Origin of the sequence: Lactobacillus sp. ESL0261, assembly GCF_003693025.1 — a bacterium.
Lineage (GTDB): Bacteria > Bacillota > Bacilli > Lactobacillales > Lactobacillaceae > Lactobacillus > Lactobacillus kullabergensis.
In genome coordinates this window covers 95,577-118,772 of record NZ_REHN01000009.1, presented here as the reverse complement: position 1 = coordinate 118,772, position 23,196 = coordinate 95,577, and the positions used below count along the sequence as shown (strand labels likewise).

General features: G+C 34.4%; 22 protein-coding genes. 17 read left to right on the top strand and 5 right to left on the bottom strand.

The features are described 5' to 3' along the window. Positions 1–306: 306 nt before the first annotated feature. The 7 genes from F5ESL0261_RS06700 (at position 307) to F5ESL0261_RS06670 (ending at position 6,100) form a co-directional block, all read left to right on the top strand. Entirely contained in the window at positions 307–1,797 is a 1,491-nt protein-coding gene (locus tag F5ESL0261_RS06700) for a PRD domain-containing protein (protein ID WP_122052660.1), read from the top strand. Beyond that, positions 1,778–2,215, top strand: coding sequence for a PTS sugar transporter subunit IIA (locus F5ESL0261_RS06695; protein ID WP_046332354.1), 438 nt, complete (start codon positions 1,778–1,780; stop codon positions 2,213–2,215). Before F5ESL0261_RS06700 ends, F5ESL0261_RS06695 begins: the two co-directional genes overlap by 20 nt. A gap of 13 nt (positions 2,216–2,228) precedes the next feature. Next, positions 2,229–2,705, top strand: a complete 477-nt coding sequence (locus tag F5ESL0261_RS06690) for a PTS sugar transporter subunit IIA (RefSeq protein WP_122052659.1) — start codon at positions 2,229–2,231, stop codon at positions 2,703–2,705. 6 nt (positions 2,706–2,711) lie between these two features. Beyond that, entirely contained in the window at positions 2,712–3,041 is a 330-nt protein-coding gene (locus F5ESL0261_RS06685) for a PTS fructose transporter subunit IIB (protein WP_122052658.1), read from the top strand. Between the two features lie 80 nt (positions 3,042–3,121). Beyond that, positions 3,122–4,165 (top strand): PTS fructose transporter subunit IIC, encoded by a 1,044-nt coding sequence (locus tag F5ESL0261_RS06680; protein WP_233560907.1) that lies wholly within the window; start codon positions 3,122–3,124, stop codon positions 4,163–4,165. 84 nt (positions 4,166–4,249) lie between these two features. Beyond that, positions 4,250–5,149, top strand: a complete 900-nt coding sequence (locus F5ESL0261_RS06675) for a ketose-bisphosphate aldolase (protein ID WP_122052656.1) — start codon at positions 4,250–4,252, stop codon at positions 5,147–5,149. Positions 5,150–5,320: 171 nt separating this feature from the next. Continuing rightward, complete coding sequence (locus F5ESL0261_RS06670) at positions 5,321–6,100, top strand: dienelactone hydrolase family protein (RefSeq protein ID WP_158595202.1); 780 nt, start codon at positions 5,321–5,323, stop codon at positions 6,098–6,100. A gap of 80 nt (positions 6,101–6,180) precedes the next feature. Here the strand turns inward: F5ESL0261_RS06670 and F5ESL0261_RS06665 are convergent, their stop codons facing one another. Next, positions 6,181–7,548, bottom strand: coding sequence for a serine hydrolase (locus tag F5ESL0261_RS06665; protein ID WP_122052654.1), 1,368 nt, complete (start codon positions 7,546–7,548; stop codon positions 6,181–6,183). A gap of 183 nt (positions 7,549–7,731) precedes the next feature. Between F5ESL0261_RS06665 and F5ESL0261_RS06660 the strand changes: the two genes are divergently transcribed. Both F5ESL0261_RS06660 and F5ESL0261_RS06655 read left to right on the top strand, forming a co-directional pair. Then, on the top strand, positions 7,732–9,498 hold the full coding sequence (locus tag F5ESL0261_RS06660) for an oligopeptide ABC transporter substrate-binding protein (protein ID WP_122052653.1): 1,767 nt from the start codon (positions 7,732–7,734) through the stop codon (positions 9,496–9,498). A 19-nt stretch (positions 9,499–9,517) separates the two neighbouring features. Continuing rightward, positions 9,518–10,432 carry a proline-specific peptidase family protein gene (locus F5ESL0261_RS06655; RefSeq protein WP_122052652.1) on the top strand — a complete coding sequence of 305 codons (915 nt, stop codon included), beginning with the start codon at positions 9,518–9,520 and terminating at the stop codon, positions 10,430–10,432. A 181-nt stretch (positions 10,433–10,613) separates the two neighbouring features. Here F5ESL0261_RS06655 and F5ESL0261_RS06650 read toward each other — a convergent pair whose 3' ends face one another. Then, positions 10,614–11,483, bottom strand: a complete 870-nt coding sequence (locus F5ESL0261_RS06650) for an RluA family pseudouridine synthase (RefSeq protein ID WP_122052651.1) — start codon at positions 11,481–11,483, stop codon at positions 10,614–10,616. Positions 11,484–11,567: 84 nt separating this feature from the next. Between F5ESL0261_RS06650 and F5ESL0261_RS06645 the strand changes: the two genes are divergently transcribed. The 5 genes from F5ESL0261_RS06645 to F5ESL0261_RS06625 are packed head-to-tail and all read left to right on the top strand — an operon-like array spanning position 11,568 to position 18,662. Continuing rightward, positions 11,568–13,625 (top strand): PBP1A family penicillin-binding protein, encoded by a 2,058-nt coding sequence (locus tag F5ESL0261_RS06645; protein ID WP_122052650.1) that lies wholly within the window; start codon positions 11,568–11,570, stop codon positions 13,623–13,625. Between the two features lie 14 nt (positions 13,626–13,639). Continuing rightward, a complete protein-coding gene (locus tag F5ESL0261_RS06640; RefSeq protein WP_122052649.1) occupies positions 13,640–13,993 on the top strand; it encodes a YlbF family regulator in 354 nt (117 codons plus the stop codon). A 2-nt stretch (positions 13,994–13,995) separates the two neighbouring features. Further along, positions 13,996–15,207: a DNA repair exonuclease gene (locus F5ESL0261_RS06635; protein ID WP_122052648.1), complete on the top strand. Its 1,212-nt coding sequence runs from the start codon at positions 13,996–13,998 to the stop codon at positions 15,205–15,207. Further along, positions 15,194–17,692, top strand: a complete 2,499-nt coding sequence (locus F5ESL0261_RS06630; RefSeq protein ID WP_158595201.1) for an AAA family ATPase — start codon at positions 15,194–15,196, stop codon at positions 17,690–17,692. Before F5ESL0261_RS06635 ends, F5ESL0261_RS06630 begins: the two co-directional genes overlap by 14 nt. After that, positions 17,685–18,662 (top strand): 3'-5' exoribonuclease YhaM family protein, encoded by a 978-nt coding sequence (locus F5ESL0261_RS06625; RefSeq protein ID WP_034980102.1) that lies wholly within the window; start codon positions 17,685–17,687, stop codon positions 18,660–18,662. The genes F5ESL0261_RS06630 and F5ESL0261_RS06625 overlap by 8 nt, the downstream gene beginning before the upstream one ends. A 40-nt stretch (positions 18,663–18,702) precedes the next feature. On the opposite strand, the gene F5ESL0261_RS06620 is transcribed toward F5ESL0261_RS06625, so the two are convergent. The 3 genes from F5ESL0261_RS06620 to F5ESL0261_RS06610 all read right to left on the bottom strand — a co-directional run bounded on the left by F5ESL0261_RS06620 (position 18,703) and on the right by F5ESL0261_RS06610 (position 20,499). Then, positions 18,703–19,602: a peptidylprolyl isomerase PrsA gene (locus tag F5ESL0261_RS06620; protein ID WP_034980104.1), complete on the bottom strand. Its 900-nt coding sequence runs from the start codon at positions 19,600–19,602 to the stop codon at positions 18,703–18,705. Between the two features lie 114 nt (positions 19,603–19,716). Then, positions 19,717–20,058: a hypothetical protein gene (locus tag F5ESL0261_RS06615; protein WP_122052646.1), complete on the bottom strand. Its 342-nt coding sequence runs from the start codon at positions 20,056–20,058 to the stop codon at positions 19,717–19,719. Positions 20,059–20,067: 9 nt separating this feature from the next. Then, positions 20,068–20,499 (bottom strand): HIT family protein, encoded by a 432-nt coding sequence (locus tag F5ESL0261_RS06610; protein WP_122052645.1) that lies wholly within the window; start codon positions 20,497–20,499, stop codon positions 20,068–20,070. Positions 20,500–20,589: 90 nt separating this feature from the next. Between F5ESL0261_RS06610 and F5ESL0261_RS06605 the strand changes: the two genes are divergently transcribed. Genes F5ESL0261_RS06605 through trmB form a run of 3 tightly spaced genes read left to right on the top strand, consistent with a single transcriptional unit; the run spans position 20,590 to position 23,187 of the window. After that, positions 20,590–21,330, top strand: a complete 741-nt coding sequence (locus F5ESL0261_RS06605; protein ID WP_122052644.1) for an ABC transporter ATP-binding protein — start codon at positions 20,590–20,592, stop codon at positions 21,328–21,330. Beyond that, a complete protein-coding gene (locus F5ESL0261_RS06600) occupies positions 21,323–22,519 on the top strand; it encodes an ABC transporter permease (RefSeq protein WP_122052643.1) in 1,197 nt (398 codons plus the stop codon). The genes F5ESL0261_RS06605 and F5ESL0261_RS06600 overlap by 8 nt, the downstream gene beginning before the upstream one ends. A gap of 8 nt (positions 22,520–22,527) precedes the next feature. Beyond that, on the top strand, positions 22,528–23,187 hold the full coding sequence (trmB, locus tag F5ESL0261_RS06595) for a tRNA (guanosine(46)-N7)-methyltransferase TrmB (protein WP_045928329.1): 660 nt from the start codon (positions 22,528–22,530) through the stop codon (positions 23,185–23,187). The last annotated feature ends 9 nt before the right edge of the window (positions 23,188–23,196 follow it).

Genomic DNA, 23,196 nt, shown 5'->3' with positions numbered 1-23,196 from the left:
AAGTGATCTTGAGTTTAAATCTTTCGAATAAGTTATCAGAATATAAAGTTAATTTATTGATTTAATTTGATAATAAAAGCAGTCAAATACCTGACTTACCTTCTAAGCTGATTTCTCAGTTTAGAAGGTTTTTTGTTTAAAAAATTTAAATTAAGTCGATTTATAACTAATAAAGTAACTTCTTGATAAGCTTATTTTTACTTACAATTAATATAAATGTCCGTTGTAGAAACAAACAACGGACACTTTTTAATTATTTAAGCGTTTACATGAATGGCAAAATAAAAATATCAGGAGGTATGACCAGTGCATAAAGAAATTAGTCAAGAAATTATTGATTATCTCAAGCTTCACAATAAGTTCATTACTTCTGAGGAACTATCAAATGGTTTAAATGTTTCTAAAAAAACAATTGCTCGCCATATCAATAGTATCAATAAAAAATATTCTCAACCAATAATTATTTCTCAAAGGGGGCGGGGCTATGAGCTAAACTATTCAAATTATCTAAATGTGGCAAATAACAATGTCCAAAATGATTCATCAACACAACTAAGACAGGAGAACATGCTGGCAAAATTGCTTTTTGCATCCCCAAATGATGTTAAAATTTATGACTTAGTTAACAGTTTGTATATCAGCGAACCTGTCTTGAGAAATGATGAAAAGCAAATCAGTAAAAGAATAAGTAAGTGGAATTTAAAACTTGAAAGCAAACAAAGATCTGTAAAGATTACTGGCAATGAAAAAGACATCAGAAGTGCTTTGATGGAGGTAGTTCTTCACATTAATAAGTCTACGGACATTGAAACTTTGCGAAAAAATACTTCTCAATTAGATCAAAAGGATTTTAATTTTGCTTTGAGCCAGGTCGAAATGGCACTGCGAGTTTTAAATGGCTCTTTACCTTATCCGTATAATATAAATTTCTTTGCTCATATTTATGTTCTTTTGATTAGGGCAAAAAAATTTAAGGCAATGGATAAGTCAATTTCTTTAGATACGAGTTTGCAAACAGAAATTAAAATGAACCCTGAAATTTTTAGCATTTGCAAAAGTATTGTATTAAACGTGAAAAAGTATCTGGGCTTTAAAGGAGAAGAATTAGATTCCGAAGTTTATTACTTGTTTAAGTATCTGCTAACTTCTCGTTTTAATTCATTTGATGGCATTGTTCTTGATGATCGCGATTTGGCAGATCAGGTTACCGACTTTTTTATTTCCAAAGTTTCCGCTTATTTACATTGCAGCTTTTCACCTTCTATAAAAGATGAAATCAGAAATCATGTTTTGGCCATGATCAGCAGGTTAAAAATGAAGATATCTTTACCAAACGCTCTTTTAAAAGACATCAAACTAGAATATCCGCAAGTTTTCACCGCTACCAAAAAAGCTGCAACCTTAGCAAGTCAAAAATTTAATTTACCGGTAATCTCGGATGATGAAACTGGATTTATCTGTTTGTACTTTGCTAAATATTATGAAGAAAATAATAAATCAAATAAGAAGATTAAGGCCTATGTTATTTGCACAACAGGTATTGGGACTTCCGGAATTATTTCCACCAAGATAAAAAATTCAATCCCTGAAATTGAAATTGTTGGGTTAGCTTCAAATTATGATGTTGAAAGTATTATCAAAAATGAGCCTGAAATTGAATTGCTAATTAGTACAGTTCCTATTAATTATCACGGAAAGATTCCTGTCGAATTAGTAAGTGCCTTTTTTACGAAAAAGGATGAACAGAAAGTCAGAAATGTAGTAAGGAACATCATTAATGAACGAAATTTTGCTTGAAAGTTATGATTTTGATGTAACAGATCAAAAAGCGGCTTTTCAAATTATAGCTGATATTGTCGCTCCCAAAATGGAGGTGAGCAAAGTAACAGTTTTAAAAAGCTTGTTAACGAGAGAAAAAACCGCTAATACGGCTTTAGTAAAAGGGATTGCCATTCCCCACATAATTTTAGAACTTGATTTTACGCCTTGGCTATTAATTATAAAATCACAAACTCTAGTCGCTGACTGGGATTGTCTTGATGATTCCAAGGTTAATACGCTTATCTGTTTAATAGTTCCTAGAATAATAAAAAAATCCAACAAAAGCTTTAAAAAAATAATTCAGATCATCGACAAGTTGGCTGATGACAATGTTATTGCAGAAATAAACAAAGCTGAAAGTGCAACTGAAATTGTTCAGATTTTAAAAAGATAGGAGGTCAAAAAATTTGGCTGAAAAAGAAATTAATATTGCGAAAGTCATTAATTTAAACTTGATTGACCTTCATTTAAATGGAAAAACTAAAAAAGATGTAATTAAAGAGCTTAGTAATCTTTTGAAAGAGGATGACGATATTACGAATACCCAAGACTTCATTGATGACGTATTTCTACGTGAAGAAGAAGGGGAAACTGGAATTGGTCAGGGAGTGGCAATCCCACACGGCAAATCAAAAGCCGTCAAAAATACTATGATAGCAATTGGTCTAAGTGATCATCCAATACCCTGGGAAACTTTAGATGATAAACCAGTCACAGCCGTAATTTTATTTGCAGTTAGAGATCAAGATGCAGATACATTGCATCTAAAGCTTTTACAAAAAGTTGCAATTTTACTGTCTGACGATGATTTCATTGATAAGTTGCACGCTGCTAAAAATAAGAAAGATGTTATTAATCTTTTGTGTGGAAAGAAAGGGAGATGATTAATTATGAAAATAGTTTGTGTTTGTGCTTGCACTTCTGGTATTGCCCATACTTACCTAGCTAAGGCAAAGTTGGAAAAAGCAGCCAAAGAATTGGGGGATGAAATTCACATTGAAACTCAAGGAACAATCGGTACAGAAAATGCATTAACTCCTGAGCAAATTGCTGAGGCAGATGTGGCATTGCTGGCTGTTGATATTGCAACTACTGGCAATGAGCGTTTTAAAAATATGCCGACAGTAAAAGTAGGTACTTCTCTGGTTGTAAAGGCTCCCAAACAATTGCTGGAAAAAATTGAAGAAGAAGTGAAAGAAAGAAAGAGTCAAAAGGAGTGATTTAAATGAATACATTTGTCACAGGTGCTAAAAAAGCTGGATTAGCTGTCAAAAAGCATCTATTAACTTCCATTTCATACATGTTGCCATTAGTTGTGGCTTCGGGATTATTGATAGCTATAGGTAATCTGATGGGTGGTAAGCAGGTAACAAACCTTGCACAAATGAACTTTCCCAATAGCATGACCACTTTAGGTGTATTGGGAATGGGATTACTACCATCGTTCATCGCCGGTTATATTGGTTATTCAATTGCTGATAGACCGGGTATTGCGCCTGGATTTCTTGCAGGACAGATAGCTTCTTTTTTGGGAGCAGGTTTTCTTGGCGGTATCATTGGAGGATTTATCGCTGGTTATATTACACTAGGTATTAGAAAAATTAAAGTCCCTCATTGGGCTAACGGACTGATGCCTATGTTAATAGTACCAACTGTTACTGCAATTTTTACAGCACTGATTATGTTTTTCCTATTAGGTCGACCACTAACAGCTGCCACGACCGCTCTTAATCACTTCATTACTGGCTTAGATCGGTCGCAAAGAGCATTGTATGGCTTTTTAATTGGTTGGATTGGCTGTGCTGATTTTGGTGGCGCTATTAGTAAAATTCCAAATTTGATTTGTGATGGCTTATTGCTTGATGGGATCAAAGGACCAGAAGGAATTAAAGTTTTAGCTGCCATGGTACCACCATTTGGAATCACCATGTCTTACTTTTTGGCCAAACTATTTCATAAAAATATTTATACCAAAAGAGAAGTTGAAAATATTGAAGTAGCTTTTCCGATGGGATGCTGCATGATAACCGAAGGCGTCATTCCAATTGCGATGAATGACTTGTTACGGACCTTACCTTGTACTTGGATTGGGTGTGGCATTACAGGAATGATTAGTTATGGCTGGGGAAATGAGAGTTCAGTTCCTTCTGGCGGAATCTTTGTCATTCCAGCTATGTCTAAGCCGCTGGTTGCCATAATTGCTTTAGTAGCAGGTTCACTAGTAACAGGAATATTGTTGGCAATTATTAAAAAGCCATTGACTGATAAAGAGGTAAATGAAACACCAGACGAAAGTCAAGATGATGAAAAAGATGTTGACCTTTCAGGTGTGAACTTGCAATAAAAAATTTAGAGGAAGTGATGCCAAATTTAATCTAAAAAAGTTAATATCATTTAATTTAATGTATTTAGTAGATGAGGAGAAAAAATGACCTTAGTAAATATGAATCAGCTGCTTGAGGTAGCAAGAAAAAACAATTTTGCAGTAGGAGCATATAATGTTTCAAACTTGGAATTAATGAGAACGTCAATTGAACAATGTGAAGCTGATTATGCACCAGCAATTATTATGATTCACCCAACAGAATTGAGATATTGTAAAGATGATTTTATTAGCTATGTTTTAACACGTATTCGTGACAGTAAAATTCCTGTAGCACTTCATCTTGACCATGGTGATTCAGTGGATAGTGCAGCTAGAGCAATTCATGATGGCTTTAGTTCAGTAATGATTGATATGTCGGCTGAAGATTGGGATACAAATGTTGCTCTAACTAAAGAAACAGTAACAATGGCTCATAGAGTTGGTGTTTCTGTTGAAGGTGAAGTTGGTACTATTGGTCAAACTGGAGTTCATATAGAGGGACATAAAAAAGAGGGTATTTATACCACACCCGAAGAAGCTCAAAAATTTGTCGAAGAAACAGGTGTTGATACTCTAGCGGTAGGAATAGGTACCAGTCACGGTATTTACCCAGCGGATGTTACTCCTAAAATTAGAATTGACATTTTACAAAAGATAGTTCAGGCAGTTCCTGATACACCTCTAGTCTTGCATGGTGGTTCTTCAAATCCAGACGAACAGATTGCTGAAGCGGTAAAGAACGGTATTAGCAAAGTTAATATTTCTTCAGATTATAAACACGCCTTCTTTGAAAAGACTCGTGAAATTCTAGCTGAAAATGACGGTTGGGATCCCAATCATTTGTTGCCAGAAGCAATTGAAGCAGGAAAAAAGGTTATTCATCATAAAAATGACCTATTTAATTCTATTGGCACAGCCAAATTATATGAGGGTATAGATCCTTGGCGAGCAGATAAAATCTAACTAAAAACTAAATTGTTACATAAAAAGTCTACAACTTTTAAAAGTAGTTGTAGACTTTTTATATACATTTCAACACTCAATATATTGTATTGGTGTACAAATTTAGAGTTAACAGTATAATGTATCTTATAACGGATGAATAATGAAATATTTTTTGAGGTGATATTAAAGTTGCGCGAAGAACTGAGATTTTTAAAATGTGTTGATCATGAGGTGCCAATGCAAATTGATATTCCGGATGAAAGTAGTAAATTTCCCGCTGTATTGATGATTCATGGTTTCATGTCTTCCAGGAATAATGATAATCATATGTTAGCAAGAATTAGCAAAAAAATTGTAGAAGCCGGAATCGTTGCTGCAAGAATTGACTTGTGCAGCATGGGAGAGAACCTTTATTCAAGAGAAAATTATGGCATGAAAGTGATGACCGATGAGGTTAAAGCGAGTTTTAAATATTTGCAGTCTTTACCATATGTTGAAGAAAATAATGTTGGACTTTTAGGTCATAGCCTTGGTGGTCGCTTAGTATTTACTTGTTCGACGTTACCAGCAAAAATTATAGTTTCTCTAAATGGCGCTATCAATACTTCTGAGCCTCTTGAAATGGCATATGATAAATTTCAAATGGATAATTTAGGTTACTGCATTGTTCATACCAGTAGCGGTGGTGTTGAACTGGTATACCGCAGGTTCTTTGATGAATTGAAAACAACTTTGAATGACAACATTAAAAATTTTAAAAATCCAATTTTAGTTGAAGTATGTATCAGCGATCCTACTTTGGATCCAAAAATCAGTTTAAATTTTATTAAAAACTGTCACATGGATAACGTAGATTCGTTTACAGTTGAAAATGCGAACCATACTTACAATGTTGAAACTGGTGATTTTACCAAACTTAATGAAGTTATTGGTAAGGTCGTGCCTTGGATTAGTTCGCATATAAAATAAAAAAACCAGTCTTTTGTATGACTGGTCTGTTTAAAACAATTTTGAGCTAAACTTTAATTATTAAAGTTTAGCTTTTTTAATTATAACTTTGTGAAAGTAGTTGGTTCTTTAAGTGCGCGCTCTGTCCAAAGCAAAACTTGATTTTGATGAATTTCAATTGGTAAAAGCTCATGCTGATACAGTCTTTCTTCCACATACATTTTACCTTTTTCATTAACAATAACAGGATAATCCCACTTGCCAATTGTAACTGTTAAATTACCATCTTTTTCATTTAGAGTGATTAAACCGTAGCCTGGGTTTTCATAATCTCCTAAAAGATTATCTTTAGCCGCAAAATTTTTGGGTGATTTTCCTTTAAGAATGGCAATGTTTTCTTCACGCGTTGCTAATTTTTGATCAACAATCTGTTTAATTTTGCTAGTCCAATCCGTATCCGAAATACCTAAGGTATCATCTATTGTTTGATATGCCAATGCAAAAATTGCATCTGTTGAATCCATATTTGTGGTCGAAACAAAAGCTAAATCAAGATCAGGAACAAAGCCCATGAAAGAGCAGTAACCAATGTATGAACCACTGTGGTAGAAGTATTTGTGTCCGCGGTAATCTTCCATCATCATACCTAAACCGTAAGCACCAAAATTAGCACCACCGTAGGCACGGCTTGGAGCCATAATAGATTGAGGCAAAAAGTGTTCAGCTATTGCGTTGTTTTTGTTTTCTTTTTGCAATTTTAACTGATACTCAGCCCAGGTAAGCAAATCCGAAATAGATGAGAGCATACTGCTGGCACCACCAACTTTACCAGGTGCAATAAAAGGAACCTCTTCTGTAATTCCATTGTCTCTAATATATGGTTTAACTATATCTTCTCTTGGTGCTTCATGATGGTTAATATAAGTTCTAGTTAACTTAAGGGGTTCGAGTAAATGCTGGTGCTCATAGGTACCGTAATCTTCACCAATTACTTGTTCAAAAGCATGGGTGGCTAAAGCAAAGACCAGGTTGCTGTATTGCATTTTATAACGTAATTCATGGTTAGGCTTTAAATGACCAACGTGTTCAGCTTTTTCTTTTAAAGAAAGGTCATGCTTGTTCATATTAGTAAAACGCATCAGATCGTGAGCTGGTAAGCCACTTTGGTGACTAAGGGCGTCCCTCCATGTTAAATGATCTTCAGCATATTTATCTTCTAGCTTTAGCTCAGGCCAAGACTTTTTTAAAGGATCATCTAGATTTATCTTACCTTCATCAGCCAATTGACAGACGGCAGTAGCAAAAAATGTTTTGGAAATTGAAGCTAAAGGATAAAGATTGTCTTGCTCAGCTTGACCATATACATGACTATAGCTTTCACCTTTGTGATAAACACCAATTCCTAAACTGGGTAAATTAAAAGTATTAATAGCTTTTTGAGCTAAATCGGCAATTTTTTGCTTGTTCATATTCACTTTCTAACTCTTTCTATATTTATTTTTTCCATATTAAAATTATACAGAAGCATTTGTTATTTTACACTAAATAAAAATTCTTTTAAATACTCCTTTAAAATATATGATTATACGATTTGACATAAATGAAAAATTTATTAATAATATTAGTAAAATATAATGAAATGAGTGATTTTTATGAAAAAAAGAAGTAAGCTTGCTTCTGCTGGCATTTTGAGTCTAGCTACCATAACACTGGCAGCCTGTGCTAAAAGTGCTAACAATAGTGATGACACTAATACAGTGAAAAAATTTCCTGTTGAAGCTCCTAAAAAGAATGTTAAAGATGGTGGAACTGTAAAAGTTGCAGTTGTCACTGATACTCCATTTTCAGGTATTTTTTCACAAGAACTTTCCTCTGAAGACCTAGACTCGATGGTTGCAGCTCCCGGTCAAGAAACTTTATTTGATAGTGATGATCAATATGGCGTCACTGATAAAGGTCCAGCTACACGTAAATTAGATCCTAAGAAAAAGACGATCACAATCAATATTAAAAAGGGCGTTAAATGGTCTGACGGTAAACAGGTAGTAGCTAAAGATTTTGAATATGCGTATGAGATTTTAGCTAACAAGGATACAGCTTGTCCGCGGTATAGCAGTCAGTTTGAAGTCTTAAAGGGCTTAAAAGAATATCACGAAGGCAAAGCTAAAACTATTTCTGGAATTGAAATGCCTGATGGAGAAAATGGCCGTAAAGTTGTTTTACACTGCTCAGCTTTAAATCCAAGTATGTCAAATGCAGGAAGTCGTTCGCTTTGGGAAGCAGTTGAACCCTATCATTATTTGAAAGATATTCCTTTTGCAAAGTTAAAATCTTCTGATAAAATCAGGAAAAATCCGTTATTTTTCGGGCCGTTTAAGATTGAAAAACTAGTTAGAGGGCAATCTGCAACGTGGGTTCCGAACAAATATTACTGGAGAGGGAAACCAAAATTAGATAAAGTTGTTATTTCAGTGGTATCTCCCAATTCTGCTTCTCAAGCAATTAAAAGTCATAAATTTGATATTATTCCTGTAATTAATACCCAGTGGCCACAAGTTAAAAATACTAAAAACGTGAACTTCATTGCCCAAATTCCAATAGCCTATCATTATTTGGGTTTTAAAGTAGGAAAATGGGATGCTGAAAAGAGCAAGAATGTCATGAATCCTAAAGCCAAGATGAATAATAAGGCTTTAAGGCAGGCAATAGGTTATGCCATGAATGTTGATGCGGTTAATAAGCGTTATACATATGGTTTAACATTTAGGGTAAAAACTTTGGTTCCAGAAAAGTTTGGTGACTACTTTGATAAAACTGAGAAAGGATATAATTACGACTTAAAAAAGGCAAATCATATTTTGGATAAAGCGGGTTACAAGAAGAAAGGAAAGTGGCGCGTTCAGCCAAATGGCAAGCCTTTGGTAATTCATTTTGCAGCTATGAGTGGGGATACTACTCAGGAGCCAATAGTTCAAAATTACTTGCAGCAGTGGCATAAAGTTGGACTCAATGTCCAATTATCAACGGGGCGTTTAATTGAACACAATTCTTTCTATGATAAGTTGCAACACGATAATAAGGGCGTCGATATGTATCTGGCTGGTTGGTCAACACCTACTGAACCTTCGCCACATCCATATTATAGTGAATCAGCACCTTTTAACATGACCAGATTTGTAACTGCAAAAAACAATAAACTTTTGGATGAGATAAATTCTCAAAAGGCTTTTAATCATGATTATCGGGTTAAAAAATTTCATGAATGGCAAAGATATATGAATGATGAAGCCTATGTTATCCCAGTTGATAATTCCTATCAGATTTTTGCAGTTAATGACAAGATTTCCGGCTATTCGCTTAAGCCGTCAAAACAAAACAATAATCATCCTTTGTGGAATGAAGTAGGTTTTACTAAATAGAAAGAAGCTGTAAATTTCAATGAGAACTGGAACAAAAATTATAACTTTAGATAATGGCTATCATTTGTGGACAAGTACCCAAGGTGAAGGCGATATTCATTTATTAGCTCTTCACGGTGGACCAGGAGGAAATCATGAATATTGGGAAGACGCTGCTGACCAATTAGCAAAGCAGGGACTACATGTTCAAGTTACTATGTATGATCAGTTAGGCTCTCTTTATTCAGATCAACCGGATTATGATAATCCTGAAATTGCAGCCAAATACTTAACTTATGAATACTTCCTTGATGAAGTTGATGAAGTTCGTGCCAAACTTGGTCTTGATAATTGCTACTTGATTGGACAAAGTTGGGGTGGCCTGCTGGCACAAGAATATGCGGTGAAATATGGTCAACACTTAAAAGGGACGATTATTTCTTCCATGGTTGATGATACTGATGACTATATTGAGTCAATTAACCGTCGTAGACAAGAAATTTTCCCGCAATCAGAAATTGACTTTATGCGTGAATGTGAAGCAAACAATGACTATGACAATAAACGCTACCAAGAGGATATTCAAATATTAAATATTAACTTTCTTGATCGGCGACAGCCATGTAAGCTATATCATATTAAGCGTATCGGTGGTTTGCCTGTATACCATGCCTTTCAAGGTGATAATGAATTTGTGGTAACAGGTAAATTAAAAGATTGGCATTTTAGAAAGTACTTAAAGGAAATAAAAATGCCAACTCTTTTGACTTTTGGTGAAGAAGATACTATGCCTCTAGAGACCGCAAAGATTATGCAACGTGAAATTCCTAATTCACGTTTAGTTACTACACCGAATGCAGGACATCATCACATGGTTGATAATCCTGATGTTTACTATAAGCATGTAGCAGATTTTATCCGTGAAGTTGAGGATGGCACTTTTGTGGGTGATTAAATTATCAGAAATCTTAGCAAATAGATTTTGTTTAATTAGAATTTATTAAAAATTGTTGAATAAATAGGTTGACAGTTTTATTATTTATTAGCAAAATCACTTGACTTGAATCTTCAAGTACTACATTATAAAAATTTTAATTAAATAAAGAAGACCGTTGGTCATTTGACAAACGGTCTTTTTAATTTTGCAGTAAAGGAATATCTTTATGCGATAATTTTACTTTTAGTTTGTCTAATGAAAAAGGCTTTTGTAGCGAAATTTGATACGCAGTTAAATGCAAAAATTGTTCATTTTTAAAGTCGGGGTTATACAGTGGATCTCCCACAATTGGGCAGTCAATCGCAGCCAGATGAACACGAATTTGATGTGTTCTTCCTGTTTCTAGTTCTAATTTAACTAAAGCAGTATTGTTGTCAAAATACTTCACAATTTGATAATGTGTGATTGATTTAATACCAGTGCCTGTTACCTTACGTTTGCGCTGATCAAGTGGATCTTGACCGATTGGCAAATCGATTGTTGCTCTGTTAGCTATCGGTTCATTAATATTAATCACAGCTAAATACTCACGGTGAAAAATCTTGGCTGTTAATTCCCGATTCAAAATAGGAACAACTGCGGGATTTTTGGCTACCAGTAGCAAACCACTAGTTAACATGTCTAGCCGATGTACAATAAAAGGGGAAAATCCTAAATAGGTGGCACAATCATTCAGGGCTGTATTAGCTTCCTTTAAATTTGGGTGCGTCTTTTGTCCCGCAGGTTTATTTATAATTAAGAGATTCTCATCTTCGTAAATAACCTCCGGAATTTTACCACTTTCTGGATAAATATGTTGCTTGCTTTCAACGTGATCGAGCCATAGTTCAACTTTATCCTTTTGCTTTACTTTTTGATTAAAATGATAATAACTACCATTAATCTGTACTTTTCGTTCAACGCGTAAAAAATGACGCCATTTTCTCGGAATGAGTAATTGACGTAATAAATCATTGACAGAACACGGATTGAGATTTTCAGGGAAGTTAAAGGTAAAATAATAGCTCATAAATATTTGTTAAATCTTTTTGAAAATAAAGGTAATTTCCTTTAATATGATACAATTTTAGTTGTTTCTAAAGGAGCAGATAAAATGGAAAACAATGAACCAAAGAAAAACGGGATAGGTGGCCTATGGCACCGTTTTGATAACCGTTTTTTCATCGGTCGCTGGATCATTTTGATTTTGCTTACCGTGATGTTATTGGTTTGTACTTATTATACCGTTAAAGTTAAGACTTCAAATATATCAAATTTAAAAGCATCATTATCAGCTACAACCGGTATTTACGATTATAGAAGCCAAAAATCTGGTTCACTATACTCACAAAAAGGCACGTATGTTGGCTATAATAAAATTTCCCCTAATGTAAAAAATGCAGTTATATCAACAGAAGATCGTACTTTCTGGAAGAACCCGGGCTTTAGTATCAAAGGCATGGGCAGAGCTGCTTTGGGCTTGGTTCTTAACCGTGGTCAAATATCTGGTGGTGGTTCAACTATCACGCAACAATTGGCTAAAAATGCTTTATTGACGCAAAAGCAAACCTTCTCTCGTAAAGTTGAGGAACTTTTCTTTGCTGTCGAGATAAATCATGTCTATTCTAAAAAAGACATATTGACTATGTACCTTAATAAAGCTTATTTTGGCAATGGTGTATGGGGTGTTGAAGATGCCAGTCAAAAATATTTTGGTAAAAATGCCAGTCAGTTGACGATTGGAGAAGGAGCAACTTTAGCCGGTATTTTACGTAATCCAAGTAAATATAACCCAATTGACCATATGTCCTATGCTTTGTCTCGGAGAAACCTGATTTTAAATCTAATGGTTGATAATAAAAAATTATCAAGTTCCAGGGCGAAAAGTGAGCAAAAAATTGGTTTAACTTTACATGATACTTATCATAATAAAGATGGATATCGTTACCCTTATTTCTTTGACGCAGTAGTTGATGAGGCAATTAATCGCTATGGCCTAAAAGAAGAAGACGTAATGAATAAGGGATTGAAGATATATACAACTCTTAATCAAAATTATCAAAGTCAGCTGCAGCAAAAATTTGAACAGGGTTATCTGTTCCCGCAAAACGCCACTGATGGTACTAAACCTCAAGGCGCATCAGTGGTAATGGATCCTGCAACGGGTGCAGTTCGAGCTGTAGTAGGTGGTCGAGGCAAACATGTTTTCCGTGGCTATAACCGTGCGACTCAAATGAAAAGACAGCCAGGCTCTTCAATTAAGCCGCTAGTTTCTTATGCTCCAGCACTTCAACAGGGTTATCACTATGATTCACAGCTTTCTAACAAACTGCAGCGTTTTGGTAAAAATGGTTATCAACCGCATAACGTTGACAATGGTTATTCTGATAAAATCCCGATGTACTCTGCCTTAGCACAGAGTAAGAATGTTCCCGCGGTTTGGCTATTAGATCGAATTGGGGTATCTAAGGGAGTTCAATCAGCCAATAATTTTGGTATCAAGGTACCAAAAGAAGATCAAAATCTTGCTTTAGCTCTAGGTGGACTATCAACAGGTGTTTCACCAATTCAAATGGCGCGTGCATATTCAGCTTTTGCCAATAAGGGAAATTTGCCTAATAATTCTTATTTCATCACTAAGATTACTGATGCTAGTGGGAATGTGATTGCTGAAAATCATGATACTGGCACGCACCGCATCATTTCAGAAAATACTGCTAAAGAAATGACTACTATGCTATTGGGAGTTTTTGCTGGAGGCACTGGAACATCCGCTCAACCAGCCGGTTATCGGGTTGCAGGAAAAACTGGGTCAACTGAAGTACCAAACTCTTATGGCTTTGGTACTAAAGATCAGTGGATCGTTGGTTATACACCTGACGTTGTGGTAGCTACTTGGGTTGGCTTTGACCGTACTAATCAGCAGCACTTCATGCATGGTGTTTCAGAAACTGGTATTACCAGGCTATATAAGGCTGAAATGGAAGCAATCTTGCCATATACTGCTCAAAATCAATTTAAAGAACAAGCGCCAAAGCAAATTATTCAAAATAACGGTGCTGGTTCTGATTGGACAAAGGGCTTTGGTGATAAAATCGAAAAAGGCTTAGGTTCAGCAGGAGAAAAAATTAATGAATGGTATAATGACATTAAAGGACTTTTAGGTCATTAATTAGGAGGAAAAATATGATTAATATTTATGATTCAGCAAATCAAGTAGCAACTGATTTGCAAAAGCTTGACGAATTTAAAGTTTTAAGTGAGGCTGTTGCTGCTGTTAAAAGCAATGAGGAAAGTGCTGCTTTGTTCAAACAGATGGATGAGATGCAAACAAAAATTATTAATTCACAGTCTGAGGGAAGAGATTTTCCTAAGGATCTCGAAGAGGATTATAAAAAATTAAATGAAAAAGTGCAAAAAGATGCACAAATATTAAAACTCTTGCAGGCTGAACAAAGTATGTATAAAACAATTGACGACGTTCAAAAAGCAATTACTAAGCCAATTAATGACCTTTATGATGGTCTTAGGAATAAATAATAATGAAATTTATCCATTTTGCTGACGCACATTTAGATAGTCCATTTTTGGGGCTATCTTTTTTACCATCTGAGAGCTTTAAGCAGATTCAAAATGCTCCAATGCAATCTTTAACTAAAATTGTAGATCTGGCTCTGAAAGAAAAGGTTGACTTAGTATTAATTGCTGGGGATACTTTTGATAGTTTCAAGCCAACTCCCAGTGTACAAATTTTTTTCGCCCATGAAATTGAGCGACTAGTCAATGCGCAGATTCAGGTAATTATGATTTTTGGCAATCATGATCATATGGCAAAGGAAGACTTATTGATTGCTGAAAGTCCATATTTCAAATTATTGGGTAATGGTGAAAAAGTAGAAACTGTCTCTTATAAAACAAAAAATGGTTTTGAGTATGACGTGAGCGGTTTTTCATATTTGGCCAATCATATTAATGATGATATGGCGGCGCAATTTCCTGCTAAAAGCAATCGTTATACTTTTGGCATTATGCACGCACAGGAAAGAGCTGGTACAAGTTCACAAAATGTTTATGCTCCTTTTAGTTTGAGTGAGTTACAAAATCTAAATTACAATTATTTTGCATTGGGTCATATTCACTTAAGACAAGTCTTGTCCGAAACGCCATTAATTGTATACCCGGGAAATATCCAAGGGCGTCACATTAATGAAACCGGCCCAAAAGGTTGCTATTTAGGAACTATTGATGAGCAAACAAAACAAACTAAGATTAATTTTGTGCAGACTAATTCTATTACATGGAGTAAAAAAGAAATTGAATTAACACAACCAATGACAAAAACAGAACTGGAAAATATGATTATTAATTGTTTGTCCGCGATATCAACTACTTATTTTTGTCTGCAAATTAAGGGTGCTGATTTTTTGAATGAAAAAGAAAAAGAATTGGTTCAAGACAGTGATTTTTGGCAAATGATTTCCAGAAAACTGACTCACGATTCACAATTGGTAGATGTGAGGTTTATTAATGGGGATAATTTAGAAATCGCTTCTAATGATCAAAAATACTTTAAACAGGCTGAAAAAGAAGTTTTTAGTTCTGAACAATTTGCTCAAATAAGCAAAATTTGGGCTTTAAAATCTGATTACACTGATACTTTAGCCCAAGACCCTGAATTCGCCCAGGAAGTGAAGCAACTCGCTGAAGTTAAGTTGAATAGTAAATTGAAAGGAGCTAATGATGAAATTAGTTAGAATTCAAATAGTTAATTTTGGTCAATTTTCAAACTTTACTTTTGACTTATCAAATTCAAATATTGATGTTTTTTATGGGGTAAATGAAGCGGGAAAGAGTACCGTCGTTGCCTTCATTAAGCAGATTTTATTTGGTTTCCACCTTGCCAATCAGGGTTCAGAATTTTTTGAGAACTATACTCCTTTGGCACAAGTTAGCCCAATGGGTGGGTCTTTATTTTTTGAAAATGAAAATGGTCAGCATTATCAATTGGAAAGACTTTATGCAAAGGGTAAAGGGTCAAAAGCTGGCACTCTGACTGTTAAATGTGACAATCAGGTTATACCAGAAAATGTTTTTTTTGATCAAATTAAAAATATTGATGGTAAATTTTATACTGACAGTTTTATTTTTAATCAGGATATGCTGGCAAAAGTTGATCAAATTAAGCAGAAAGACTTAATGGAACGTATCTATTATTTGGGTGCGGCTAATAGTGATAGTCTGATAACTTTACGTGACGATTTTTCTAAAAGTGCTGATGCCTTGTTCAAAAAAACTGGTAAAAAGCCGCCTATTAACCAATTGTTGTTAGAAATTAAAGAACAAGAAAATGAAGTCAGTAATTCTGAAAATGAATTTTCGGTTTACCAAGAACTTAATGACAATTTTAAGAAGCAAAGAGGTTTGCAACATCAAGAAGAGCAAAAAAAACTTGAATTAGAAAAAGAGTATGACAGTTTAGATAAGATTCAAAAACTTTTTCCGAGTTACGAAAAATTGCAAGATTTGCAAAATCAAGTTAGAACAATTAATTTTGATTCAAAGCAATTTCAGTCAGCTCAAACTCTAACCATACAAGCTGAATCTTTGCATAAAAAGCAACAAAAAATAACTGCAAAGTTAAATGAATATTCTGATGATCCGGAAGAAAATACAGCAGTTTCAAAGCTGTTACAAAAAAAGCCGGAAGTATTGCAATGGCAATCAGAATATCGCAACTGCTTACAAAAAGATGAACAAATAAAAGATGAGCAAAATCAACTTATTGCACTTGATTCAAATTTAAATAAAATTGTGAAAATGAATCAAGAGCAAATAATTAAGTTGCAAGAAGATTATCAAAAACTACCTCAAAAGGAATTGAAGATTGAGCAGAGTAAGAGTGATAATTCTAAGCAATTCCTTCTTTTTGGTGGCATTATTTTTGTTGTCGGTTTAATTTTATTGTTTATTGCACGAGTTTTTGGCTTTTTAGCTAGCGGTGTTGGATTGGCATTAATAGTATTTGGTTCTTATCGGCAAAAACAAACACAAAAAACAGTAGAAACTGCTGCAGAACAGAACGAAAAAATAAGGCAACAAAGGCAGTCTTTTGAAAAACGGTATGGTATTAATCCAATCAATTTAGATATAAATAATTTAATTAATGAGTGGAGACAATATAAAGTATTAATTCAAAACTTAAAAAGAAATAATCAGCGAAAGAATGAGTTAATAGGATTAGTCACACCGATAGCAGTCCAATTAGGTGATGAACTGAATCAAACTGTAAGTACTTTTGAAGATGTATTGAATGCACTAGACCAACTAACTGAGAAAATAAATTTAGAGAAATTACGCCGTGAAAAGCAAACTAGTTTAAAAAATAGTTTGGTTGAAAATAAAGATGAACTCAATGAAATTACCACTAAACTAAAAATAATCTTAGCAAAAGCGCAAGTTTCGAGTTTAGCTGAATATGAGCAAGTCCAAAAGCAAAAGTTAAAACAGGATAAGATACAAAACCAGATTGATGCTCTTAAGTCAAATTTGCAGAATGATTTAAGTGAGTTGAAAAGTTATGCAAAAAATAAAACCAAAAATCAAAATGATCTCGCAAATTTAAGGTTAAAGATCTCTTCTGTTCATGAAAATATTAATCATTTACAAGAAAAAACAGCTGAAATAAAAGTAAAAATGGAAAATTTAGCAAACTCCACAGCTGTTTTCGAAGAAAAACAAAAACTGGCTAATTTAAAAGCAAAATTAAAAAATTTGAGTATTGAATATCTGGCTAACTTATTTACAGCTAAATGGATTGGTCGAGCTCTTGATCTGGCATCGAATGAACGATTTCCTAAAATGTTGGTTACTGCTAAAGAATATTTGCGACTATTAACGAATAATCGGTATAATAATATTGAATTTGGTAAAAAAATAACGGTTACTCGTTTTGATGGTAAAAAGATAGAAGTGCAATATCTTTCTAGAGGAACTTCTGAACAATTATACTTTGCTTTAAAACTGGCTTTTGTTCAACAGATACAAGATGAAATAAATTTACCTATATTAATAGACGATTCTTTTGTTAACTTTGATGATCAGAGAGTTAATGAAATTGAAAAGTTGCTTCAAGCTATTGCTGGAAGCAATCAGGTATTAATTTTTACTGCACAAACAAGTCTAGTTGATAAATTGCAAATACAACCGCTAACTTTTAAGAGAGGAACTAAAAATGTATAAACGTTTGCTGGATTATAATGATGGCGAAGAACTAGAGTTGGTTGTACTGATTAAGAATTCTCAATTAAGACATACAAAAAAGGGAAAACTATATTTGGCAATGTCATTTAGTGACTCATCTGGTGAAATTCGTGGCAACTTTTGGGATGCAAATGATCAAGATGCTGCAACATTTAATGCAGGGACTATTGTTGAGCTTGATGGTAAGCGCGAAGAATATCAGGGACAGCCACAAATAAAGATTTACAGCTTGCGTGTTGTTGGTCCAGAGGAAGGTTATGACCTCAGGCAATTTATTAAATCAGCTCCCGAAAAAATTGCTGATATGAAAGAAGAGATAAACCAATATGTCTTTGAGATACTGAATCCTACTTGGAATAGAATTGTACGATTCTTATTAAAAAAATGGGATAAACGTTTTTTTGATTTTCCAGCGGGAAAGAGTAACCACCATGCAGTGCGTGGTGGTTTAGCATACCATACTGTATCAATGCTACGCGATGCAAAAGGCCTTGCGGACAATTATTCTCAAGTTAACCGTTCTTTGTTATATGCCGGCTGTATTCTTCATGATATGGGTAAAGTGCTTGAATTAACCGGTCCAGCAGCGACCCAATATACTACTGAAGGTAATTTGATTGGACATCTGGTTTTAATTGATGAACAAATTATGCTGGCGGCTCAACAGCTTAAAATTGATTTAGAATCTGAAGACTTGTTGCTGCTACGGCACATGGTTTTATCTCACCATGGTAAATTTGAGTATGGTTCACCTAAGTTACCTGCTTTGCTTGAAGCCGAGTTACTGCATCGTATTGATGATTTGGACGCATCTGTTTATGCTATTACTAATGCTTTACAGCACACTCGTCCAGGAGACTTTACAGATAATATAATGAGTCAAGGTGGTCGAAAATTTTATAGGCCCAAAATAGATGAATCATTAGGAAAAGCTCATAAATTAGAATAAAAAAAGAGTTCAAGCTTGATTGAACTCTTTTTAATATCTATTATTTTTTACTAGTTGAAGTAGAAACATAAGAAGCTAAAACATCTTTTAGATCTTTGTCTTTTATGTCAACTCCAGCTTTTTTAATAACCTTAGCTAGTACATCGTGCATAGTTTGTTGATCCTGTGACATTGTCTGATATATCTGGTCATCAATCTCTTTTTTGTGTGAAGCAAAGGATCCTTTAGCAGGGTGCTTAATCATTCTGATTACGTGATAACCTGATTGAGATTTAATTGGACTCTTTGTAGTTTCACCCGTCTTTAATTTAAAAGCGGCTTTCTTAAACGCAGGATCCAAACTTGAATCGGTAGAATCAAAAGCCGGCAGTTTTCCTTCATTATTCTTTGTTCCGGTATCTAAAGAATATTTCTTTACTAAACTCTTAAAGCTTTTACCATTCTTTAATTCATTAGTAATTTCTTCAGCTTTAGATTTTTTGGAAACTAAAATATGTTGCACTTTAACCTTAGGTTGATATGCTTTCCAAGCTTTTTCTTCTTGACTCTTTGAAATCTTCTTGATGTCTTTTAAGGCAACTTCAGTAAGCAAGTTTGTTTTCAAGTTTTGCTTGAAGCTTGAAGCAGTCATGCCATTTTGTTGCAAAACGGCATCAAATTGACTGCCGTACTGTTTTTTGTAGTTGTTATACTGTTTATCAACTTGCTTTTTTGAAACCTTGTTGCCATACTGTTGCTCTAAAACACGATTGATAATCATATTTGCCAATGCGGATTTACCTGACTGAGACTTTTTCATTTCATCATAGTATTCTTGTTGAGTAATCTTACCGCCTTTGTAAGAAGCAACGGTTTTACCACCATTGGAACAAGCTGCTGTCGATAAAGCCATACTTGCTACGGCAATGACAGCTGCTGCTTTTCTGATATATTTTTTCATAAAATAAATTCTCCACATCCTTAATAAATTAAGTCACCGACAACTAATATAACATAAACTGACAAATCTAGTTTTTATTTTTAAGTTTTTTGACAAAAATTCGCAGTTTCTTTACTAATTTTTAGAACTATCTATTCCATTATCAATTTTACTATTAATTTTTGTGGTTTTGGCTTTTAGCTTGGCGATAATCCGATTAATGCCTATTTGATAATATTCTACTTCTTTTTCTAATTCAGAAATTGTATTTTTAGCCTGTGGCAATGACTCTTTTAATTTTTGCTTGGCAATCTTTAAATTATTGCTAGATGCGGAAAGATCACTAAAGTCTTCTTTTACTGAATTAATTTGTTTTTGCGCTGATGGAAATAAACGATTACCGTTTTTATCTTTAAATAGTGAAAGAACAACGCCAAAACCAGCACCCACAGCTAGACCTAAACTAAAATGTTTCATCATATCACCTTAGAATTCAGCTCTAATTGCAGCAGCAATTTTTTGATAATCTTCTTCAGTATATTTTTCAGCGTTATTGCGCGTTGCAATCTTTAATCCGTCTCCTTCAAAGCGTGGAACAAAATGAATATGTGAATGCATTACCACTTGGCTTGCACTTGCACCATTATTGCTACTGATGTTCATACCAGTAATTCTAGGGTCAAACTTTTTAATTGCATTGGCAATTGTTGGAATATACTGCAAATATCTTTGAGCGTCTTCAGGTGTATAATCAAAAAAGTTAGTGATGTGTTTTTTAGGTACCATTAAAGTGTGACCTGGGTTGACTTGAGATAAGTCTAAAAAGGCTTTGACGTCATCATTTTCGAAAACAGTGTAGCTGTTTGCTTCACCTGTGATAATTTTACAAAATAAGCAATCTTTATCTAATTCTTCCATTTTAAAACCTCTTCATTTCAAAATTTAGTTTCTTTTAATATCATGCTATCATATTAAATGAGTAAATTCATTAAAAGAAAGATAGGAATTATGACTTTAAAAATTGAGCATCTGACCGGTGGCTACACAGGTGTACCGGTAATTAAAGATATTAATCTGGAGATCACTCCAGGCGAAGTTTTAGGGCTAATTGGACTAAATGGTGCAGGCAAATCGACAACAATTAAACATATCTTGGGATTGTTACGACCACAAAAAGGAAAAATTACTCTAAATGGCATTGATTTAGCAGCACAACCTACTAAATTTAAAAGACAAGTCGCATATATTCCAGAGACGCCAGTTTTATATTCAGAATTGACTTTGAAGGAACATCTGCAATTAACGATTCTCAGCTATCAGCTGAATGAAAACCAGGCTTGGGCAAAAGCCCATGAGTTGCTGCAGATGTTTAGGCTTGATGACAAGCTCGATTGGTTGCCAATTCACTTTTCTAAGGGTATGAAGCAAAAAGTGATGATCGTGACAGCCTTTTTAGCAAATACAGAACTGCTTGTAATTGACGAGCCTTTCACCGGACTAGATCCTTTGGCAGTGGCCAATCTAGTACAATTAATCAAAAGTGCTGCTGGTCAGGGCAAAATGGTACTGATGTCAACACATATTTTAGTTAACAGTGTCCAGGCAGTTTCACGTTATGCGGTCTTAAACAACGGCAAAATTGCAGCTGCTGGTACTTTGGCTGAAATTCGAACGCACTATGACTTAAAGGAAACAGATTCATTTGACCAAATCTATCAAATTTTAAGTCAGGAGCAACAAAATGCGTGACTTGGCTAAAAAAAGGCTGCAGGAAAATATACGCCAGTCTTTAAAATATCTAGTATTGGTTTTTAATGATTTCTTTATCTTAGCTCTGATTTTCCTTTTTGGAGCGCTTATGTTCTGGTACGCACAGGCAATGAAGACCATGCCTGAAAGTCTGTGGTATTATCGTCCGCTAGTTGGTATTTTGTTGTGGCTGCCACTTTTAGTAGGAAAACTGGTAACATTACTAAAACCAGCTGATTTACAATTTTTACTGCCTGAAGATGAAAATTTAGCATCATATTTGAAACCAATGTTAAATTACAGCTTAATTGTACCGACAATTTGCTTGGCTTTAATGGCAGGAATTATATTTCCTTTTGCAACGATTAAGGCAAAGATTGAACCGTTAAATTATATTTTTGCTGTTTTTGCTGTTTTTTTGACCAAAATATTGCAGCTTAAAGTTATGGAATGTAATTTATATTTTAACCGTAAATTTTCCATCTTAATTTTAAATATCATTTTTCTGCTTTTGTTTGGTTTGGGAATGTTTAAACCGCAAAGCATGATCTTAATCGCAATCTTGCTGGCGGCTGCTGTCTTTATTTTTGTTGTGAAGCCGAGGCATACTGCTCTTTTTGACTGGCAATATGCTGTGGAGCAAGAAGAAAAGCGCAAAAATGTTGTTTATAGCGCTTTTAGCATGTTCACAGACGTTAAAGAAAGACAGACTAATATTAAAAGACGAAAATATTTGGACTCTTTATTGCCTAAAAATTTATCGTCAGAAAATCCGCATAAATTTTTGTATCGTCGTTCAGTGCTTAGAAACCCAGAAAATATTAATTTAGTTTTCCGAATGACTGCTTTTGCAGTTTTAATCTCATGGTTAGTACAAAATTGGGTTTGGGCATTATGTTTATCATGTTTAGTAGTCTTTTTGACTATTTACCAGTTGGTACCGATGGTTGACGAATTTGATAATAATATCATGTATCGTGTTTATCCAATTGAGCGTTCCAATCGCGGCCTTGATTTAGTATCTGCATTAGCAGGAGTATTATTTGCCCAATGGGTTGTAATTAGTGTTTCATGGCTGATCACTTTACCAATTAATCTACACTTGTTTGCGGCGATGGGATGCTTAGTTGTTTTCAGTTGGGGCATGTTAAGGTTATATTTACCTGCAAAAGTAAAGAAAAGGAAGTAGCAGAAAAGATGAGATTACGTAACAAGCCGTGGGCTGTAAAGCTGGTACAAGAGCATCCAGAAAGTGTGATTGATCGACCAGATCCGAGTCAAAAAATTGATTGGACAAAGCGGTTTGCTGATATTTCAAAACCATTAGAGATAGAAGTAGGGCCCGGAAAAGGAAAGTTTATTACTACGATGGCAGAAGAGCACCCCGAAAAGAATTTTGTTGCTTTGGAATTGCAAATGACAGCAGCTGGCATGATTTTGCGAACCAAACTTGCTAAAAAATTGTCTAACATCCAAATTCTTTGCGCAGATGCTGCTAATATTGACACTTTTTTTGATGCTCACAGAGCAAGTAAAATATATTTGAATTTTAGTGATCCCTGGCCAAAAACTAGGCATGAGAAAAGGCGGTTAACTTATAAGTCTTTTTTACAAAAATATCAAACCGTCTTGCAGGAAAATGGTCAAATAGAGTTTAAAACTGATAATGCAGGTCTTTTTGCCTATTCTGTGCAGAGCATGAATAATTTTGGGATGCATTTTGATTTTGTGTCAGTTGATCTTCATAATGAAAAAGATGAAATTGTAGCTGCCAATATTGAAACTGAATATGAACACAAATTTGCAGCTCAGGGCAATCCAATTTATGCTTTGCATGCTGATTTTGGGGTAAAATAATAAAATAAG

What these genes read in the sequence shown, in the direction of transcription:
- F5ESL0261_RS06695 (WP_046332354.1), top strand. Translation starts at nt 1,778, where the DNA reads ATGAACGAAATTTTGCTTGAAAGTTATGATTTTGATGTAACAGATCAA.
- F5ESL0261_RS06685 (WP_122052658.1), top strand. Translation starts at nt 2,712, where the DNA reads ATGAAAATAGTTTGTGTTTGTGCTTGCACTTCTGGTATTGCCCATACT.
- F5ESL0261_RS06680 (WP_233560907.1), top strand. Translation starts at nt 3,122, where the DNA reads ATGTTGCCATTAGTTGTGGCTTCGGGATTATTGATAGCTATAGGTAAT.
- F5ESL0261_RS06675 (WP_122052656.1), top strand. Translation starts at nt 4,250, where the DNA reads ATGACCTTAGTAAATATGAATCAGCTGCTTGAGGTAGCAAGAAAAAAC.
- F5ESL0261_RS06665 (WP_122052654.1), bottom strand. Translation starts at nt 7,548, where the DNA reads ATGAACAAGCAAAAAATTGCCGATTTAGCTCAAAAAGCTATTAATACT.
- F5ESL0261_RS06660 (WP_122052653.1), top strand. Translation starts at nt 7,732, where the DNA reads ATGAAAAAAAGAAGTAAGCTTGCTTCTGCTGGCATTTTGAGTCTAGCT.
- F5ESL0261_RS06655 (WP_122052652.1), top strand. Translation starts at nt 9,518, where the DNA reads ATGAGAACTGGAACAAAAATTATAACTTTAGATAATGGCTATCATTTG.
- F5ESL0261_RS06650 (WP_122052651.1), bottom strand. Translation starts at nt 11,483, where the DNA reads ATGAGCTATTATTTTACCTTTAACTTCCCTGAAAATCTCAATCCGTGT.
- F5ESL0261_RS06645 (WP_122052650.1), top strand. Translation starts at nt 11,568, where the DNA reads ATGGAAAACAATGAACCAAAGAAAAACGGGATAGGTGGCCTATGGCAC.
- F5ESL0261_RS06640 (WP_122052649.1), top strand. Translation starts at nt 13,640, where the DNA reads ATGATTAATATTTATGATTCAGCAAATCAAGTAGCAACTGATTTGCAA.
- F5ESL0261_RS06635 (WP_122052648.1), top strand. Translation starts at nt 13,996, where the DNA reads ATGAAATTTATCCATTTTGCTGACGCACATTTAGATAGTCCATTTTTG.
- F5ESL0261_RS06630 (WP_158595201.1), top strand. Translation starts at nt 15,194, where the DNA reads ATGAAATTAGTTAGAATTCAAATAGTTAATTTTGGTCAATTTTCAAAC.
- F5ESL0261_RS06625 (WP_034980102.1), top strand. Translation starts at nt 17,685, where the DNA reads ATGTATAAACGTTTGCTGGATTATAATGATGGCGAAGAACTAGAGTTG.
- F5ESL0261_RS06620 (WP_034980104.1), bottom strand. Translation starts at nt 19,602, where the DNA reads ATGAAAAAATATATCAGAAAAGCAGCAGCTGTCATTGCCGTAGCAAGT.
- F5ESL0261_RS06615 (WP_122052646.1), bottom strand. Translation starts at nt 20,058, where the DNA reads ATGAAACATTTTAGTTTAGGTCTAGCTGTGGGTGCTGGTTTTGGCGTT.
- F5ESL0261_RS06610 (WP_122052645.1), bottom strand. Translation starts at nt 20,499, where the DNA reads ATGGAAGAATTAGATAAAGATTGCTTATTTTGTAAAATTATCACAGGT.
- F5ESL0261_RS06605 (WP_122052644.1), top strand. Translation starts at nt 20,590, where the DNA reads ATGACTTTAAAAATTGAGCATCTGACCGGTGGCTACACAGGTGTACCG.
- F5ESL0261_RS06600 (WP_122052643.1), top strand. Translation starts at nt 21,323, where the DNA reads ATGCGTGACTTGGCTAAAAAAAGGCTGCAGGAAAATATACGCCAGTCT.
- trmB (WP_045928329.1), top strand. Translation starts at nt 22,528, where the DNA reads ATGAGATTACGTAACAAGCCGTGGGCTGTAAAGCTGGTACAAGAGCAT.